Annotated in this window: 8 protein-coding genes; 1 reads left to right on the top strand and 7 read right to left on the bottom strand. The window is 50.4% G+C overall.

Annotated elements, in window-relative coordinates; all coding sequences use genetic code 11:
* Nucleotides 1-39 precede the first annotated feature (39 nt).
* Nucleotides 40-1,779, bottom strand: coding sequence for a hypothetical protein (locus tag H6F76_RS03490; RefSeq protein WP_190505965.1), 1,740 nt, complete (start codon nt 1,777-1,779; stop codon nt 40-42).
* Between the two features lie 889 nt (nt 1,780-2,668).
* On the opposite strand from H6F76_RS03490, the gene H6F76_RS03485 reads away from it, so the two are divergent.
* Complete coding sequence (locus H6F76_RS03485; RefSeq protein WP_206754322.1) at nt 2,669-2,944, top strand: hypothetical protein; 276 nt, start codon at nt 2,669-2,671, stop codon at nt 2,942-2,944.
* A gap of 117 nt (nt 2,945-3,061) precedes the next feature.
* Here the strand turns inward: H6F76_RS03485 and H6F76_RS03480 are convergent, their stop codons facing one another.
* Genes H6F76_RS03480 through H6F76_RS03455 form a run of 6 tightly spaced genes read right to left on the bottom strand, consistent with a single transcriptional unit; the run spans nt 3,062 to nt 19,998 of the window.
* Complete coding sequence (locus tag H6F76_RS03480; protein ID WP_190505963.1) at nt 3,062-6,421, bottom strand: DUF6519 domain-containing protein; 3,360 nt, start codon at nt 6,419-6,421, stop codon at nt 3,062-3,064.
* 10 nt (nt 6,422-6,431) lie between these two features.
* Nucleotides 6,432-11,156 carry a sialidase family protein gene (locus tag H6F76_RS03475; RefSeq protein WP_190505962.1) on the bottom strand — a complete coding sequence of 1,575 codons (4,725 nt, stop codon included), beginning with the start codon at nt 11,154-11,156 and terminating at the stop codon, nt 6,432-6,434.
* Nucleotides 11,157-11,215: 59 nt separating this feature from the next.
* Nucleotides 11,216-16,792, bottom strand: a complete 5,577-nt coding sequence (locus H6F76_RS03470; protein ID WP_190505961.1) for a putative baseplate assembly protein — start codon at nt 16,790-16,792, stop codon at nt 11,216-11,218.
* Nucleotides 16,785-19,301 carry a baseplate J/gp47 family protein gene (locus H6F76_RS03465; protein WP_190505959.1) on the bottom strand — a complete coding sequence of 839 codons (2,517 nt, stop codon included), beginning with the start codon at nt 19,299-19,301 and terminating at the stop codon, nt 16,785-16,787. Before H6F76_RS03465 ends, H6F76_RS03470 begins: the two co-directional genes overlap by 8 nt.
* A gap of 1 nt (nt 19,302) precedes the next feature.
* Nucleotides 19,303-19,674 carry a GPW/gp25 family protein gene (locus H6F76_RS03460; protein ID WP_190505956.1) on the bottom strand — a complete coding sequence of 124 codons (372 nt, stop codon included), beginning with the start codon at nt 19,672-19,674 and terminating at the stop codon, nt 19,303-19,305.
* Entirely contained in the window at nt 19,675-19,998 is a 324-nt protein-coding gene (locus H6F76_RS03455; RefSeq protein ID WP_190505954.1) for a hypothetical protein, read from the bottom strand.
* Nucleotides 19,999-20,037: the final 39 nt, after the last annotated feature.

Here is a 20,037-nt window from a genome sequence, read left to right as displayed (position 1 = left end):
CGATTTAAATTAGTATTAGAAGCACTATTCTATGCAGCTTCAAATTGAATTGGTATTACGTGTTTCGGGTTGAATGCCTCGATTTTTATTGAGTCCCAACGCTCTAACTACCAGTCCAATAATGAATGTGGTACATGCAGCTATAAAGACATAAAAGAGGGGGTTAGAGAGAAAATCGCTGGACTGTAATAAAGCTTTATCAATTATGGCAGTTGTCAGACCGAACTGTGCCAGAAGCTGAGGAATTTGCGCTAGGAGCAGAGGAACAAGCTGACTTAAGACAAATGAGATAATGGCTCCCAACAGAAACCAGACAAAAATACCTAATCCAAAATAGAAAGAAACAATAGGTGAGTCTTTATCACCATCAGCAAGTTTTGGATCAGGCCAGCCTAAATGAGAAGGAAAATCATCTTTTTGAATTTGTGGTTTTTTAAATTTTTCGCCGGTTAACAACCATTGCGAAACCTGACAAACTAATGGGTGCTTCCGTTTCGGATTGTAAGTTAGATATTGCCCATGACTAAGGAGATGAATTTTTTCTGCTTTGTATGGAATTTCTTTTGGAGTTAAGGGTGCGTCCTTGCCATTTTTGCTATCGAAGAAACGGGTGAAGTCTGAAACTGGATCGGTTGGATCAAAAACGTTAATCCATTCAAAATCTTCTCTAAACACGGATTCATCAATGTTTAGAGGAACAACTAAGGGCCAAAGAACAGCAAATTTGCTGAGGGGCGAGCCATACGTCAGGAATCCTTTTAAGTTGCGGAACAGTTCCTTGCGGCTAATGATATCGTCGTTGTCATGAGAAAGCCAGCTTGGATGTTGAGGAAGCAAATATTTCTGAGCTTCCTTTTGTGCTGCTGTTAGTTGTCCTTTCACCTGCCCTGGGTGCTTGCGACACCACCTTTTCCATAATTTCTGATCGAGGTATCGAGGTAACGCTGTTTCAACCTCCATGAGTCCATTAAAGGCAACCACAGTACCTAAGCTATGAGACAAAATGTACCAACTATCGTATTTCTCCAAGCTCATCTCAACTAAAGCTTTGATAAAGCGGCGACGGATGGAGAAGCGAGGAGGTGCTTTGCCTAAATCAACTAATGGTCCTTTCCCTTCTCGTGCATCTTGTTGGTATAACTTGACATCGCCTAGATACTCAACTAGGAGATCAGGTCTGATTTCCAGCCCTAAAAGACTACGTAGAACTCTTCCTAAAACCCAAAGGAAGGGTAGAAGCAATAACACCACAAGGGACACAACCAATAAATAAACACGATGAATGAGATAAACTGGCTCACCTTCCTCAGGTAAATGCTCCTTTGCTTCTTTACAGTCGCGTCCAGGCAATCTTCTATCAGGATTTCTCGGCACCTCCGTATTTGGGTTTTTAGTATCGGTTCTCCGCTCATATCGAGGCTTTGTCCAGAGAGATAGGCCCCATGTCCAAAAACTCAAAAGTGTTTTGATACTGTTTGGCTCATCCAAATCGGACCACCAAACTTCCCTGAATTCTAGATTCGTTTGTTTATTACTTGTATCTATAACTTCTATGATTGCTGTTGGAGTCCCCTCACCGCGCCAGGTCTGCTGCTGGGCACGATAAGGTGCATCTTTGCTAACGTTAATATTAACTTGAGCGCTAGTTATATTGGTATCTGTCTGTAAAGCGGAGGTAATGTTTCTAACAACTTCCTCAAGATGCTCAAATTGACACTGTTCACCAATACCATGCACTACTAAGATACCAACACGTTGCAGCTTATTTTCTTGGGACATAAGATGGATACCTAAAGAATTAAAAGGACAAAGCAACTAAACTTTGCCCTAGACAATAAAGTCTTCGATAATGGCATAGCTTTGATTAGCCAGTAGCAGTACTTCAAATGGATGGTTTGGCAAAACCTGTCTGATTTTAACCAGCGCGATTACACCTTGACAGACCCTTATAGGTGATTTTTTATTTTCAAGGAATAAGTGCCAATTAAAGTATGTTATTCACCGTTCGACGGTTACGACTACTTGCACAGGCTATCTCCTAATCTGGCTCTAAAGACAAAGAGGTCGTCTCAGAACTGCACCCCAACTTTTAAGAAGGACTGTGACACAAAAACTGGTCAGTGGTAAGGTTGTTAAGTTCAGACTCACCTAATCCCTCAACTGTGTCTATGTCTGCTCTGTAACCTGCGGGAAGCAAACTACAAGTGGCGGCACCATTTACCTAAAATCATCTTGTTCAACGTGCGTTGGTATTGCTATTACTCCTTGAGCGATCGGAATCTAGAGGCGATGATGGTCGTACGAGGAGTGAAAGCCGATCACTCGACGATGAAGCGATAGGTGTTGAAGTAGGCTCCCGAGTGGGACAAACGCATGCGACCGCCTCTAAAACCGACAAATGCTTCGTGGCGCGTTGACGAAACGTACAGCAAAAGCAAAAGAGCGTGGCAATAGCTCTACCGTACCATGGCTTTGAAAAGCAATACTTGAGACTTTAGGCTCAGTGCGAAACGAGACGGCAAATGAAATATTTGCATAAACCTGAGTTCGGGTTAAGCCGAAGGCTAAAGCCTCTACTATGACTAGCTTGAGCCAAGCAACCAGTACCTTTTCTCAATAAGACGTGCTACTGCAAGTATTTGCAACTGTGAGACTTCTTGACAAGAACTTGACCGAGAGCGTGGTAGCAGGTCACCGAAAATCAGGGCTTCTAACGATTCCTTATCTCGAACTGACGTTGTATAACATGATTGAGCAAGAGCATCGAAAGAGCCAGCGAATTGCCAAACCAGTGCTTGGTTTCACGTTTAATACGGCAAGAAAAACCTTGAGGGGAATTGCAGTGATGAAGATGATTCAGAAAGGACAGGTTCAAGGCGTTAAAAAAGGCAACGTGCGCGCACAAAGAGCATTCGTGTCTCAAAGCTTCGGGCTTGTTGCTTAATCGGGTTTAGCTAGAGCCAAGCCTTTGTTCTTCAATCGTTTTTGCAACAGAACCGTTCCACAGGTTTTGTTTGTATAGTCCGGTCGTCAGTCTATAGGTTAACCGAGAAGTATTGAGTTAGGAGCGACGAAACAGTAGGGGAATGTTTGTAAGACTTCTGGACAATTGACCAAACCAAGACCGTTGCTGCCGCTGTCCATTACGGTTGCGTCGTTCCACTGGCGCAACTCGTTCAACTAAACCATCTATCATTGCCTGTTGATGGGTAGTTTGTTGCGTCAAGGTGGCGATCGTCTGTTCATGATTTTTGAGGTTCTGGGTAAGAATCGCGATGATTTCCATCATTCGAACTGCCTGCCCGTCAGTAGACGCAACTAATGATGGTACGTCTTCAGCGAGAAAACCTGCTTGGGGCTGTTGACTTGGATCTGCTCTGTGCGTGAACTTAACAGGATGTAGGGCTTTCAGGAGATCAGCCGCTTCCTGACTGGCAAAATCAACGATATTTTCCTTCTGGACGCGGGACACAGCAACCTGGGGACTATCACTATGGACGACTGTGCCTTCAAACTTCGCATTTCCAATAAGCTGTAACTTTGCTTCTGGCGTGGTGGTACCAATGCCAACATTACCGCTATCACGCAGGATAGTGATCTGACTTGTCCCTGCTGTTTGCAGCAGTAAATCTCCTGCACTATTGAAGATACCCGGTTGTACTGTAATCCCCTGGTCAAAGTTGTAGAGCTTGCTATTGGTTCGTAATTGGACAGCATCTTCTTGAATTCCTAAATCAAGCTGTCGATCGCCTACAGTTAACCGAACTGCTTCGACCTCATCCGCTGCCGTAACAACATGCAGTTTAGCGGTTGGAGTATCACTACCAATGCCAACATTGCCATTGCTCTGGAGAATTTTCAGTCGTGGTTTGTTTGCAATATTTAACTGCAAATCGCTTGGACTGTTGACAATACCAGAAGCAACGGTAAGGGACTGACCAACAGTAAGAGATTGATCAAAGTGATACCCCTGAACATTGGTTTGAAAATGCAACCAGTCATCATTATCAGTAGCGAGATTCAGATGGCGATCGCCCATCTCTAACTGCAGGACAGGTAGTTGATTTACAGGGGCAACGACATGCAGTTTTGCCGTAGGTTGTTCTGTGCCAATGCCAACGTTGCCATTATTGAGAATAGTGAGTTGAGGAGTGCCTGAGATGCGAAAAACGAAGCTATTTGGGCTTTCTAGACTGCCAGGTGTAATGTGAATGGGTTTGTCAAACTGGTAGCCAGTACCACTAGTCTGAAAGCCAACAAATTGATCGGGTTGCAGTCCTAGATCCACATAGTGATCGTTCTGGCTGAGTCGTAAGGTCGATGATTGTTCTGGGGTCGCGGCAATATGCAATTTGGTTAACGGATTATCAGTACCAATGCCGACCTTGCCACTATCTTGAAGAATTGTTATCTGATTCGTAGCCCCAGTACGTAGAAACAAATGTTGAGCATTGATACTACCAATTGCTCCCGTTGCAACTTTGATGTCTTCATCAAACTGATAGCCCTTACAATTCGTTTGTAACTGCACTAGGGCATCATCTGATATACGCATGTCTACAAAGCGATCGCTCACACTGAGTCGTAACAGTTGTGCCTGCTCGGTGGGAGCAGCAACGTGAAGCTTTGCTTTGGGTTCAGAAATTCCCACCCCCACATTGCCTGTTTTTTTGGCGATCGTGAGCTGATTTTTTCCCTCAATTTGCAAGGATAGCTGATTCGGGCTGTCGATTTGTCCAGAGTTTACAGTCAGTGTTTCACTGGTGAACTGATTGGCATCCAGAGCTTTTGCCACAGTCAAGGATCCCGTAATGTTTCCTCCTTTCAAGGGAAGACACTCTGCTAAGGCTGCAAACTCCTTGCGCTCGTCGCCCTTGCGCTCGTCCTGAGGCAGGCTAAATCCTTGGTCACTATAGTGTAGAACCGCCAAACGACTGTAAGCATGGAGAGTGCCTTCGATGCTCTGAGGTAGGGGGTTGCCGGAGCCATCCCGTGTCCATTCAATATTATTGGTGACTGTGCGTGCAGGAATCAGCCAGTAATCTCCGGTTTTATACTGTGACTCTGCCTCAAACCAAACTTCGATGCCTTCATCTCCCAGAGGAATCCACTGTCCGGCAGCAGTTGGAATTTCTGCCACTGGAGTGGTGTGATCCCATCGGCGGACTTTAGGTTTGGAGGCGATCGGAAACTGCTTTAGGTTCACCCCATCCCGATCTCTAGCTTTCTGAAACACCAGCTTTGTCCCAGCTGTTGCTGCTGTCAGGCGTACCAGTGTACCGGGAATTTCCTGGAGTTCCCGCACTTCATCGGTAATCTCAACCCATTGATTCGGAGCAAATAACTGCGTTGTTTCTCGACCTACAGGGGGCGTAATCGTTATCACATTGGCGATCGTATCGTCTAGTTCCTTGATGGCGCTGGTGATCGCGCCATTGTCCCTCGACCACTTAAAGGTGGCAGTTCCCACTGCACCCGGACTGTGAATTTCTACGCGATAGAGTTGGTTCTCCAAACGGCGCACACTATTGGCACTGCTACTTAGACCAGGATTAGCCCTAGCTTTCAGAGCGGCTTTGCGGGTTTGCAGGGTTGTCAACCTTTGTTGCCGTTTCGCCTCAGAAGCCTGTTCCTCCGGCAGTTTCAGTTCCAGGAGTTTGACCTGCCAAACTGTTTTTGTGCGGGTAGCGGTATCGGGCAGATTCAAAGCAACTTCGCGTAGCTGCGGTTCTTCGATCGCAGTTAGATGGCGCTGCCACACATCAAGGTAGGCGAGGTAGGTTTTGCCCGGAGTAGGAGTAACCCAAGGTTGCGAATTGCTCGTTAGAAAGTCCGGTTGGGGACAATCTGGTTGAGTTTTCCAGGTCAGGATACGGCGCAACTGCCCTTGAGTGGGCAGAGCCGCAGGTTTGTTGAAGCCAACGGTATAGCCTGTTTGACGTTGAGTGGGATCAACCTTGTCAATTCTGACCCTAATGGGAGTGACTTCAACCTCACTATTGGCTGGGGCAGCAAAAAGCTCAATCCACTGCCCCGATGCGAGGTTTTGTCCATCCACTAACAGCGTTGGAACTTCGATTTCTATCGCATCGGAAGACAGGGAGGTTTTCTGCCTAAAGTCAAGGCGGCTTCCAGGCTCCAATTCACAGAGAATACCATCAACATAGATACGACCGGGGTTAATCGTCAAATCCTGGCGATCGTCTGTGATGCCAATCTGAAAGCTGAGGGCTGTGCTGGGGTCAGCCAAGGGGACACCAAATTGTCCAATCATATCCCGTGCTTGCATTTGCAACAGATGGCGTTGAATATCAATCTGCTCATTCCAATCAGCATCTAGTTGCAGTCGCCCTTGTTGCATGCGAACGCTGCTGTAGTGATTTTGGAATCGAAATGTAGACCGGGTAAAGTCGCCTTTCATGGCTGATGTCCTACGTGATGTAAATGATCTTTACGGCTAAACCGAAGCGCGAGTATTCCTCCAGACCAGCTTGCAGATTTGCGATCCGCTGCGGTTGCTTTAAATCGTTGAAACCGCCGATTTCAGCCCTATCTTCAGCCCCCAAGCGAAGTTCATTCGCACAGTTAAGGCTGAGCTGAGCATAGCCCGGATTGCCATACTCAGTGGAGGTAAAGCTAGGTTGCAGTTGGTTTAGCAGACTCAGTTTTGTCTCTGCCTGGTTAAAGCCCTGATTGATGGGTGTCCAGTGCTGCCCCTGATCGGTTGATCGCCATAGGGTTCCCCCCCCTGTGCCCACTAGCACCCAACCATTGAGTGCAATCGCTAGAGCCGTAATGCGGCGATGGGGCAGATTAGTCAGGGATTGCCAGGTTTGCCCCTGATCTTGAGAGCGGAGTAAGCCACCGTGCAGCGTGCTGGCAAATACCAGATCTTGATCGGGGTGGACGGCGATCGCGGTAATGTTGCGTTGGTGCAGGGGGAGGTTAACAAAGGTCCAGGTCTCACCATGATTGGTGGAGTAATAAATGCCACTGTCTTTGGTAAATAGCCCAGTGGTTCCAGCAAACAGTCTGCCATTGGATGCGATTGCTAAAGCAGTGATTGTCTGATTAGTCAGGTTCAAGTTGATCGGTCGGTGCCAGGTAGCGCTGCGATCAGAGGAGGAGTAAACGCCAGTTCCGGCTGTACCCGCAAATAACCAGCCAGTTTGCGGATCGAGGGCAAGAGCATTAATCGTCCAAATCGCATTCTCCAGACCAGTTTGGGAGGCTGTCCAATCTGAGGAGCGAAAAATTCTTCCTCCTAAAGTGGCGACAAACAATTCCTCGTTCTGAATCAGAATTTGATTAATAGTGGTGGTATTGGGACTGCTTGAATCAGGATGAACATCACTCCGCACCTGCATTAACGGTTCCCAGGTCAAGTGCTGATTCTGGGTGTATTGGTCATACATGCAGAAGAAGATTAAGCCCTCAGTTGTACCTGCATACAGGCGCTGCTGGCTGGTATCAAGTGCCAGAGTTTGCACCTGAAGATTGGTTAATCCTTCATTAATTTCCTTCCAGGTTGTGCCCTGATCGCGGGAACACCAAACGCCTGCTGTCGCTGTCGCTGCAAATAACAACAGTTGCTTTTGGGCATCCACTCCCGTGCTAAGGGCAGTAACGCTGGCTGGCTGGCTAGCTAACTGTTGTTCTAATTGACGATCGGGCTGGCAATGGTAACGCTGAGGGGTTTGAGATTCGTCCGGCACATAACAATACTGCAGGCGACCAATTTGTTTCCGCCAAACTGTAACCAACTCGTTGAACAGGGAGTTGGTTGCTGTGAGACTCAGTACTAGAGTCCCGCCTAAAACAGTAGTATTTGTTAGCAACACTGGGCTATGAGGAGCCACGATCGCCAACCGTTGATCGGTCTGCAACCCTGCGTCGATAATGCTATCGCTGATTGTCAACTGCTCAATGGCGGTATCAATTCGCAGAGCACCACAAATACTGTGATCAATCGCGATGGTTAATTGTTCATTATTCATGGTTGCATCCATGCGATCGAAAGGCTCCAAAATGGGCGATCGAGGGGAGCGCCACACCTGCCAGAGCTCTGTGATTAGATAGTGCATCCGCTGGATACCTATCTGAACCAACTGGGTGAGTACCTGGCTTGGAGCCAGCTTGGGATTGAGGTTAAGGGCAATCAGTTGGGCAATGAGATTGACGTAGTACATTGCCAGAGCGATGATTGACCATTCATCTGGGTTGATCGCCAGCATGCGGGATGTGGGTGTCTGCACCACCAGGCCCCCTTGTTGGGGCACAAGAGTACAATGGCTAAGACAAAGGTGAGCCAGTTCTCCGGGTAGGACCGTGAGTTGCCCTTCTATCAGCAATCCCTCTAGCCGTAATTCACCAGGTTTGTGCTGTGGTTGGTCACTGCCCTGAACAGTAATATTGCCCCAAACATGTGGACGGTAGCCATTCGCAGCGACGATATACAGTTGTTTCTCCGCTGGGATACGAATCTGCAAATTGACTTTACCGTATGTGGCATTGTCTTGCAGTACGATCTTGCCAACACTGGTTTCTTCCGCCACTGCGCCCAAATGCCAGCCTTGCCGTGAGTGATGGGACAGGAAGAGTAGCACGGTTTGACCCTGGTAATGGCTGAGGTCAAAGGTTTGAGGCTGGTTGACCGAGAGTAGTCGCCCCTGAGCATCTACTGCTTTTCCGGCCGCGATCGCCACTTGGGGCTTAGCATCGTTAGTAATTGGAGTAACTTGCAACGCTTCCGAAATGCCGGGAACCAGAAAGGGGCGGGTATCGCGGGGGAGATCTCGAAGCCGCCCCTGATTGTCAAGGGTCAGGGTTGCTAAGGGAATCGCTGGAGACTGCGGCTTGTTGGGTGCTAGGGTAAGTCGCCAGGAGGCATTGGGCAAGGTGGGTTCGTAAAGCAGAAATAGACCGATCGTGGCATTTGCATAGCCCCGCAAGCGCAGGCGTTGGTTGGTCGTAACGGAAATAGTTTCACCCTGACTGCCGATCGCCACTCCTGGCGTCACGAGGACACGCTGCTGTCCGGGATAGGCGATGACCTTTAACCCCCAAACAATGCCAGGGATAAAGTCAGGACGGATTGGCATAGCTGGCAATGACCCATTCGTCACCGCAGGAGAAGTGCTGGATATTTCGACCTGTTGAGAACGCTCTTGAGAGACAGGCAGACGCACTAGAGGCAAAAATAGATTGGGCGGAAATTGGTTTGTCCTGGTTTCAGTGTCAGGTACTAGGTCAAGCTGCCATTGTTGCCCTCGTCGCTCCTGGGTTTCCGGTTTGCCCACCTCCACCCGACGCGACAGCAGCAACAACAGGGGGGTCTGCCGCTGGGTTGGAAATTTAATCCGATCGTTCATCCCAACTTGAATCAGTTGTCCTTGTTGATTGACCGCCAATCCAGGAGCAATAACTAACCCATTGAGTTGTTCGTTCAGTTTGAGGGTGAGTCCTTTGATGATGCCGGGTTGAAATTGAATCCGCTGGCTATTGGAGTAGCTAATGATTTTGCCATTGGCACTAACGGAAACTAAACTGAGAAAAATGTAGGTTCGATTGGAAGGCACAGCCGCCTGAGTAGCAGGCACAACGACGATCGGACCGATTTCTGATTGCGTTGGCTGAGCCACATCCCCCTCAGGGACGGGCGCGACATAGGTCGCCAAAATCAGCACAGTTTGATTGCAGTAGCGATTCAGAGGTAGGGAGTAGCGATCGCGGAGGCTAATTACCCGTCCCTGCACATCGATCGCTTGCCCCTGATTCACAATCACTGCCCTAGCTCCGGCAACCGCGAACACCTCTAATCCGTTAATGATGCCTGGCTTAAACGTCGGTTGAACACTGAAATCCAGATCAATCCAGGGCAGAGTGGGCACCATTAGCCTTGCTAGGGGAATATAGAGTTGCTCTCGACATGCCTGCCAAGTTGCGGTTGTTTGATGCCACTGCTCGATTGCAGCTACTAGAGGGTTTTCTGTAAAGGGTGGTTCCTGCTGCACCTGCCACACAACCGGTTGGGCAACAGTTGGTACCGAAGGACGGCTATAGGGACCGCCTCCCACATCGTCACTAAAGCCGTAGACAAAGCTGACCTCAACTCTGCGAGGTAACGGACGATGCAAAATTGCTAACCGTCCCAATTCTGGATCGACGGCAACTTCATAGCGCACCGTTGGCAACTCTGCTTCATTGATCGCTTTGGGCAACTGCCAATTCGGTGACTCCCACCCATCTAGACTGGTGATCAACAATTGTTCGGGTAGTAGAGCATCCGTTTGTCCATCCAGAATGACTTGCAAGACTGGATTGCGACCGAAGTAGCCCTGCGGCTCGACGGCAATGCCCCTGGCATGTTGCTTCCTTCGCCACTGAATTTCTTGAGCCAGGGTGGCACCGCTCAAGCGACCTGGCACATGAATGGCAGCGGTGGGTGCGGTAACAAGAGGTTTGGTTTGCGGTTGATTGAACAGCGGCAGGCGATCGTCGCCTAGAGGACTGAAGCTATAGCAATGACCGCGCCATTTCCCCGATACCAGCTCGATTGATCGAGCAGTCACTCGCGTTAAGGGATAGCTTTGCAACCGCCAAAGAAATAAGCCAATGTCGGTCGGATGATAGCTGCCCTGGTTTTGCCCTGAGCGCACGTCAACGGTAAATGAGGAACCTGTTTCAAACGGACTACCCAAGGTTGCTAATTGGGACGATCGACGCAGATCTACTGTAGCTGGAGACGTTTCAGCCTCAGTGATTAATCCAGGAGTGCGAGCAAGTAACTGCAAATACTCCACGGCTCGTCCATGCCAGCCGCTAATATTCAGGGCAAGCTGTTCCAGAACAGTTGCTGTGCCTTTATGTCGCCGATAGGCTAGGGTGTTGGCGACAAAGGCTCGTCGCTCCTGCCCCCGGCGTGGACTGCGGCTATATAATCGTTGAGCGTCAAGCAGGTCACCAATGTAGGGCACGACCCAATCCTCACAGGTTTCGATGAACCAGTTATCGTAGAGGCGATCGGTGTCAGCTTCTAGGAGAGCAAGCTCCTGCTCCAACAGTGCCAGCAACGCTCGCAGGGGTTCACCCTGGAGTGCATCGTAGCTCTGATAAATGCCAGGGAGAAGGTTGTAAAAGCGTTCGGGAATAGGCATGGGAGGGAACTGGAGCTCTTTCTGACTTTTGACTTTTAACGTTTGGCTTCCTACCCTCTCTAGGGGTTGCTGACTTGCCCAGGATTAGATAGCCCAGAATCAGATAAATGAGCAGTGAGGCTAGCATTGTGCAGGGTCAGGAGTTGTGCAGGAGAGAATTTTTGAGTGTCTGGGTGCCATTGGGCGAGCTTGGCTGTGAGGCACTGCTCCAGAGTTTTGGAGGCAGTAACACGGTACAGGAAGTCTAGATCGACAGCAATTACGCCGTCGATCGTCTGGATTAGGGCGATCACTTCGGCAGCAGTAACGGGTTGTCCAAATTCACGGTTGGTAAAGGCGAAAGTTTGCTGGAGTTTCTCTTGAACTGTCGCTTCGACTCGCTCTGGAAGGTAACGAGCATCGATTAGAAGGGTGGCAGCCAGGTCAAACCCAATCTGCTGGTAGGAAGTAACCAGAGGCGGTGATTGATAGGGGTCTCGTACCTGCTCAATCGCCTGTACCAGGTTTTGATAGAGGGCGCTATCGGGGGAAATCTCAGCCCCATCACTCCCGGCGATTGTGACATGGATGATTGCACTGTGGGTCACCCACAGAGAAACCGCTTGAGCTTTGCCAATGCCGGGGAAAGTGCGGGTGAAATCTTCAACATCGCGTAGGGAGATGACTCGCTCTAAAGTGCGGACCGTAAGGGGGGCACGATCGCGAATTTCATCGCGGCTCTCTGGGTTGGCGGCTCCGGTAGCGGGGAGAAGGTTGGTGACAGCTTGAATACCGAGGGGACGGGTTTTTAGGAGGCTAAGTTTGCCAGGAGCCAGGTTGCCTGTAATGCCAATCCCACTGCGGTAGGTCGCAACCACGTTATCTAGCCCACTGGGCAACCGTGCCCCATTGATGCCATCACCAAACGTGATGCTGGTGCTGCCATCATCTTCAATCTGCACCAGATAGACCTGATCGGTCGGTTGGAGGTTGTACAGAGCCGGTACGGGTTGCCAAAGCAGGCTATTCACCCGCACTTCTAAGCTACTGGCAATGCCTGTCACTGTTGCCGTACTTGTGTAAGTAAGGGGCGGTTTTTTCAAGAAGAATCGTTGATTTGGCTGAGTGCCATCTCCACTGCCTAACACTTCCGGTCGCTCAGCGATCGTTTCGCCTTGGGTAGCTGCTACTACATTGGCATGAATCTGTACCGTGGCGGGGTCATAGCAAGATTGTAAGGGAGATTGAACTACTAAAAGCGGCGCTTGCTGATCGGTTGGGGGCATGAGAATCGTAGCCAATTCACTGCTCACTTGATCGCTTCTCAGTGCCGGTTTAAGGGTAACTGCTGCTGCTGTAGTGGTGGTAAGAACGCCCACAAAACCGTTGACATCTTGCAGGTGCCATCGAAGTGCGGTCACGAGCAATCGCGGCACTTCAGGTGGAGTCAGCACTTGGAGCTGATCGCCGGGGGCAAGGGGAACGTGTTCCAGACCATCGGGGCTGAGGAGAATGCCAACTCCACCAACCAGACAGGGAGATTGGGGTTGAAGCGGTGGGGCAATGGCTCGAATGGCAGTGTTCCCTAGTCCAGACTGGTCGGCAAGCCAATGTTCGCCCTGATCTAGGGAATAGAACAGTCCCCCGTCGACAAGCCAATGTTCGCCCTGATTTAGGGAATAGAACAGTCCCCCGTGTTCTGTTCCAACCACCAACGTTTGCACCGTGTAGCTGGTTTCCTGCTGCTCTGGGCTTTGAAGCTCAAAAGCTTTGTCAATGGAAAATGTTGCGTCTTCATCCAGAATGGCAGTGACTGTGCGAGTTTGATCGGCAATTGTGATCCGAGCACCCACTTGCAGATTCAGCTTAGACGTGGCGGTCAGGGTCGTATTCGGTCCTGGGAAGGAGACAGTCCCCCCCAACTTTTCGTAGATGACTAATGAGGTAATCATCAGGTCTGCTAAGCCCTGATTAACTGCTTGCCAGCGATCGCCGTTACTGGCGGAACGAAACACGCCACCCCCAGCAGTTCCAGCAAAGAGCAGGGACTTAGTAAAGGGCTGATTGACGATCGTCCATGCAAAGGAAGACGCAACGATACAGGTTTCCTTGGACTCAATGGCAATTACTACCCGACTTTGATCGCCAACAGCAATGACATCACCAATGTTAAGTTCCTGCAGAAAGTTTGTTCCTTTACCGTGAACTGTTCTGCTGTCGCTGGAAATCGTGCCCGTACCGGAGCAATGAGCGGTTGCCAGTGCCGTAACATTCAGATTGGTTAACCCGGTGCTGAGAACGAAGGGTGTTCCATCAGGTAAACCTGGAGCATCGAAGGGGGCATCGATCGTCAGCTGATTGTTCAAACGATCCGGACCTAGGACAAGAACTGTACGGGTCTGACCTAAAGCAATGAGCAGATCACCAGATTTAAGTTCTTCACTAAATACCGTCCCTGTTCCTAAAACTATTGTTTTGGTACTGGCAATTGCGCCCGTTCCCGTCTTGCCAGAATAGCCGACTTGCTTCCAGGTACTCCCCAAATCCTGGGAGCGAAAAACTCCGTGACGAAGGGTTCCAGCAAACAGATAACCCTGATTATTAACCGCGAGGCATTGTACCTGGAGATTCAGGAGATCGCGGTTAATAGCTGTCCAGGTGTCGCCGTCGTCGTCAGAACGAAACAATCCGTCTCTGCTGGCAATAAACAGGAAGCGGCTGGAGGAGGCTAAGGCATAGATTGGAGAAGGGGGCAGCTTTTTGTCTAGGCTATGCCAAGTGTCGCCCTGATCTGACGATCGCACCAATCCTTGATTGGTACCTGCGAACAGGCGACCGGATGAATTGGCATGAAGGACGGTAATCTGGCGATCAGCTAAAATGCCGCTGCCTAGTTGATTACTATCCTCGATCTGCTGCCAACGCTGGCTAGAGCTCTGCCGCCGGAACAGTCCTCTGGTTGTGCCCGCAAAAGTCTCTGTTTCTTCACTGGATATCGTGCCTGCAAGGGCCTCTCCACTGAATATGGTTAGCAAAGACAGAACGGCTAAGTTAGTTAACCCCTGGTTATCAGGTTGCCAGATGTCCTGAGAAGGGTTCTGACGAAACACCCCTCCCACCTGGATAATTTCTACTCTCGGATGCTGACCACTAACGATGATCTTCTGTCCGGGCTGTAACCCCTGGACAAACTGTTCCAGATATATTCGATCAACACCCACCGGATCTTGAAAACACTCGGATTGACTCAGGGCACTAGGCATTGCCAGATTAGGATTGGCGATTGCGGTGTCAATCTGCTGTTGCTGATTTTCCAGAGTGAGAGAGATGTCTGCTAGGGGCAGGGGCTCGCTGTGTGCCAGAACGATCGTGGTTTGTGGCGGGTAAGATACTGGATTGTAGGCGGATTGGCAGGTGAGGCAGGTGACCTGAGTTGAGAGAGTGAATCCTGTTGCTAAGGCTGTGGATAAGGTCTGTACCTGCAACGGTTGCACTTGCCCCTGATTCGACAGCACAACCCAACTATGGGGCAAAATTTGGGGATAAATCGCATTGAGATTCAGGTGGCAGGTAGGTGGGACTAGGGTAGATTCGGAAGTTGTGGGAACTGTATTAGTTACTGGCTGCCCTGACCGAGACCAATCTGCATTGACAAACCCGCCAAACCGGGTACTGACAAATAAATCATCCTGAACTACAGAGAGGGCAGTGATTGCTGTAGCGATTGCGTTCTGGCTGAGATCCTGCCAGCTTTCTCCCCCATCTTGGGAGACAAACACCTTGCCGCTACCCGTCCCGGCGTAAAGGGTTGTGCCGTTAGCAGCGAGGGCAGTGATGTCAAGTTGAGACGGGCTCCATTGTCTCTCCCAAGTGTTGCTAACATCGGACAATCGATACACTCCATCGCTGGCAGTTCCAGCAAATAGATAGATCTGTTCATTTGCCTGTCCTGGATTTAGTCTCAGGCTGGCAAGGCAGGTGATGGATTGGGTAAAGTTTGGGTTGAGTAACTCCCACTGTCCGCTATAGTGCCTGATGCTGAAGCCGTAAACTCCCTGGTCGGTGGCGGCATAGAGGAAGGGAGAGAGCAGCAGCAATGCCCGGATTGATCGAGCAGCCAAGCCGTGGCTGTACCAGTCCTGTCCTTGATTGGTTGATCGATAGACACCATCATCTGTACCTGCGAACAGGAAGGTTCTCTCTGGAGTGGTAAATTGGGCATCCCTAACCGCAGGCTCAAAGGGGTGAGTAATTTTTAGCTCAGTATCGGAATTGATTTCGCAAATCTGGCGCGTTTGCTCGTTGATCGTGATTGATTCACCCACGCTTAATTCCGTCCGGAACTGGGTTTGAATACCACAAATCGTGTTATTTTCGCCACTGCTGATGGTGCCGCTACCTAGCGGAGATGTAACGGTGTCCATTAACAAACATCGCACCACCGTGTTGGGTAAGGCTGTATTCACTGATTGCACACGATTGGGTTCCGTTGTTTGCATGCGCACACTGCCCGTACCGATCGCCGCCCAGGTTTCGCCCTCATCCCTAGAGCGAAACACGCCGCCCCCCGGCGTACCCGCAAAAATGTGTCTCTGATCGGTGCAGTAAAGGGTTTCGATGGCTAGATTCGAGAGACCGATCGTTACTTGTTGCCAGGAAGCCCCGCGATTCAAGGAACGATAAATTCCGCTACCTAAAGTGCCGACCAGCAGGCAAGAATTCGAGCTTGCCAAACAACGAAGATCGATAGTGGGCAATCCGAGGCTCACTGATCGCCATTCTCCCTTAGTAAAGTGCAAACACCCACCTAAAATTGGGCTGTACTGCTGTTTCACATCTGCAGGTAGGGTTTCCCAACGCGGTGCTAGATTGCCAAACAGAAATACCTGCTGCCGAAAGGCAAGCAGGCGGGGCTGACGTAGAGCAACAAGAGGGGTGGGTTGAGGTTCCCAGGTGATTCGGGTCTGTCCGGTTGCTGACAAGAGATCAACTGCTGTTAAGGTCAGCAAATACCAATTGTCTTCCAGTGTTTCTCCCGGCAGGGGCTCATCAATCAGTAACACTCGATCGCCCACCTGTAATCGCAGATTAAGACCCTGCAAATACAAGCATTGGGTCTGGGGACTCAATATTTGCGGACGCATCAGACGTGGCTTCAGGAGATTCCAATCGGCTCGTGCAATCAACGGTTCGCTGGTTTCAAAAACCTGGGATTGTTCATTTTCCCCTGGTATGCTGGCAATCTGCGTTCCAGCGGGAATGGTGACTTGGGCAGGGGCAGTGGGTGTAGACTCAACGTTGAACGTCAGGTAGGTGCTGGCAGCGACCCCCGGTTGCAATTCACAGCCGATTGTCCGGGCTAACTCTAACAGCGATCGCCGCTCTGTTGCTGTGCGCCAGTATCCTTCATTGGCAATCCGTTCCTGATAGAAGGTCAGGACATCGATTACCATCGCCCAGGCATCAATGAGGGCGATCACCGTATCATTCTCATCACGGGTGCGGAGAGCTGCTAGAGTGGCACTGCCTGGTGGAATTACTTGATAGAGCGACTCTAAGATTCGGTGCTTGGTGCTGGTATAGTCACTAATTCGGTAGGCGAGGGCAGTCAAACCGGGCGAATTAGGACGGTGCTGCGGAAGGTCGGCATTACGCATATTCCAGCCCCCCTTGCAGTTCAAAGGTGATTCTGCCATCTTCTGGGGCACTGGAGTCGTTTCGCAGTACGGGAATTTCCAGGCGATTGCAGGTGAGTTGTCCCGTAGCTAATTCATCTCTGGGCGGCTGCCATAGTCGTTGGCAGCGGGTGATTTCCACTGATTGCACCCCTGCAACCTGCATAGCAGATTTAACAAACTCACTTAGGTAAATGGCTTGCCCAAAACTGTGGCGATCGGGATGGAAAAAGCCCAGTTGCCCATTCGGCTTCACCTGATCGCTGAAGGTCTGTTGCAGTTGTGACTGCAGATCCCGTCGAAAATAACCAGATTTAACCTGTACCGTTAAAGCCAGATCCAGGGGCACAAAGCGGGGGTTGTCAACCTCCAGGCTATGAGCCGCCAGACGGAACGGTTCCAGGTAAGCCAGTAGATCCTGCCGGAAAGCGGGATCAAGCATTTCTCCACCTGCGCGATCGACGGTGATAAAGATTGTGTCCCAGCTGCCCGTCCAGCGCCGTGTGGCTACCGCCTGTCGAACACCGGGAAAGCTTTGTGCCAGTTGAGCATAATCGGCTTCTGTCACGGCACATTGGCGTTGCCGAAAAGCGTGGGGAGCCTGGAATTTTATCTGTTCCAGTGGTTCTGGCTCAATGCCACCTGTAGCAGGGAGAGGGTTGCGAATCGAAAGAATGCCAGGACCATCAGGGCTATCAACAGCGGGATAAATGTGCGTAATCGCCTCAGCTCCAACATTGCCCGCAATGCCATTGCCAATCCGGTAGGTAGCTTCGAAACGGGTTCCCGGCTCGGGTTGCCTGCCGAGGTGGTCATCACCAAAGCGCAAATAGGCATAACCATCCTCCTCCATCTCCACGACAAAATCCCTGGCGAAGCGATCGCTGACCAGTAAATCCACACAAGGTTGCCAGCGATGGGCAGGTTGGTCAATTTCTTGCAGCCAGACGCTCGGTTGCAGGTCCCGTAGAGGCATCTGGTGCAGGAGTTCGGTGGCACTAATGGGTTGCTCCTGTCCTTGAGTCCCGCTCGGGCGGAGCGGCCCCTGTTGGGTTAGCGTACCTCGTTGCAGGCGAGGACGGTAGGACGAATCTGCAGGCACAAGCGGCAGGAGTTCGGGCGGCAGGGTGCGTCCGTGATCCACAAGGACAACATTGCCGCGAACCACACTGATATTGGCGATCGTCTCCCCCTCAACCGCCTGAGTCACCCAAAACTCAACTGGTAGGGCATCAGCGGCAGACCACTCTACTTCAACCAGAGGTTGAGGCTGGGTCACACGATCGCCCAGTTCATTGCTGCCCTCCTGTTGCAACCCATCTGCCTGAGGTGTCACCCGAATCAGGCGAACTGCATGGCGACAGCTCGGATCTGCATCTTCCAACCTGCCGGTTTTTCTGCCTTTCTGTTGTTCAATAATCAAAACGGTTCCTGGTTGAAGCTGTTGCCGCAGTTGTCCCCCCGTATCCTTCAGTGTTGCCTGGGTTGCTCCTTTGGGTAAGCTATACTCCGTCGAACCCCAAGCATAAATTTCAATCTGGTTTTGAGCCGCATAAAGCGTCACATCCTGCATGGTTTCAAAGACTTGTGCTGCTGAAGTTAAGGCTGCTTCAAACTGTTCCTTGGTTAGACCGGGTGTAGTGGTCATGTGGGTCAGCAGGCAAGCACCTGGGCGGTTTTCGGCGATCGCTGCACCTGGCAGGGTTGTCCCGTCTAGCCTTGAACTGATCTGAAACGTGACCCAAGTGCGAGCATTACGTCCGTTGTGAACAAAATAATCCAGTAAGCGGGCATGACGACGCACTGATACCCGTTTGCGTGCGGTACTCAAGTAGGCTTCGGTAGCAACAGCATCCTGGTAATAGCTGAGCCGATCGGCAGCGTAGGCAAGCAGTTCTACCAGCATGACGCCTATATCCGCTGGGTTCCGTTCCTGCCACTGCGGCATGGTTAGGGTTAACCGATTCAGCATCAATTGGCGAAAACTGGCATAATCTTTGCTGAGGTAATCAATAGGTGGAATGGGGGAGGATTTGTCTGACAGAGAATTTTGATCAGTTTGGCAGTCTAAAACCGTAAATTCTTCAACATGAAACACAAACTCCACACTGGCAAGCTGAGAATCAAACCCAGGTGGCGGCTTGAGGTTGCTGGCAGACTGAACCAATTGAAGAGTATAAACAGACAAATCTCCTGGCAAATTCACTCGCACCGTTAGCAAGTTGTCCAAGGCGGTGGCAAATTCGGCGCGAATCGATCGCAATCGAGTGCCACCCGTGATCAGAACATTCTCGGCTGTCAGGGCAGGAGCGTTATGAGGCACAGCCTGAGGCGTCCCGGGTAAGGGATGAATGAAATAAATTTGCAACGTTCGACGATCCGCAGCCACTTCCAGGTAGTTAATCCCGTTGAGGATTGGGCGTCCGTCTATGCCTTTGACCCGCCGAATAGCAATCAGGCGCTGAGTCTGGTGACGGGGTTGGGAGGGCATCTCAAACCTCACGGGTAAATTGCACAATCTGACGCTGCTGAGTCTGGTGCACCACGTATTGCACAATCACTTGAACCGCATCACCATCGCTGGAAATGGTAGTCGTTGTTGCTTCAATCACTTCGACTTGGATCACATCCCCCAACCATTGTTCTAAAGCTCCCTGTAACAAAAATTGGGTTGCAGTGACCAGTTCACTGTTATTTGGAGCAAAGATAATTTGGCGAATATTACTACCAAACGTGGGACGATTCACCCGTTCTCCTGGAATGGTAAACAATACCTGCTCGATCAAATGACGAATATGGTCATTCTCAGAAACCGTTGCCGTGCGTCCTAACCCATCAATTTGAAACGGGTAAGCAATTTCCATTTACATTCCCTTCACACGCATTTGAGTGAGTACGACCGTTAATGGTGTACCCGTAGGGACACAGATGGCTTGACTATCCTGAAGTAACACGGGCATTCCCATCGCTTTGACTCGCAGAGCTGCTAAAACCCAAGTTCCGGTGATACAGGGTCCAACGTTGGCAGGAGGCGGTGGATTGGCACAACCTGCAATGACATAAGGAGGCGGTTGCACAGTCACTGGAAGGCCCATGACTCGAACACGAGGCACCGGCATAGTGGGTTTTGCCTGCCCACCGTGGGCACAAATTACCGTACTACCAACATTGAGAAGGAATCCGGGCATGGGAGAAGGGGGAGTAAAATTATAAATTCAAGACTTAAA

This window comes from Leptolyngbya sp. FACHB-321 (assembly GCF_014695975.1).
Lineage (GTDB): Bacteria > Cyanobacteriota > Cyanobacteriia > Leptolyngbyales > Leptolyngbyaceae > Stenomitos.
Note: the sequence above shows the minus strand (reverse complement) of the source record. Positions and strands in the feature narration are given on the sequence as shown.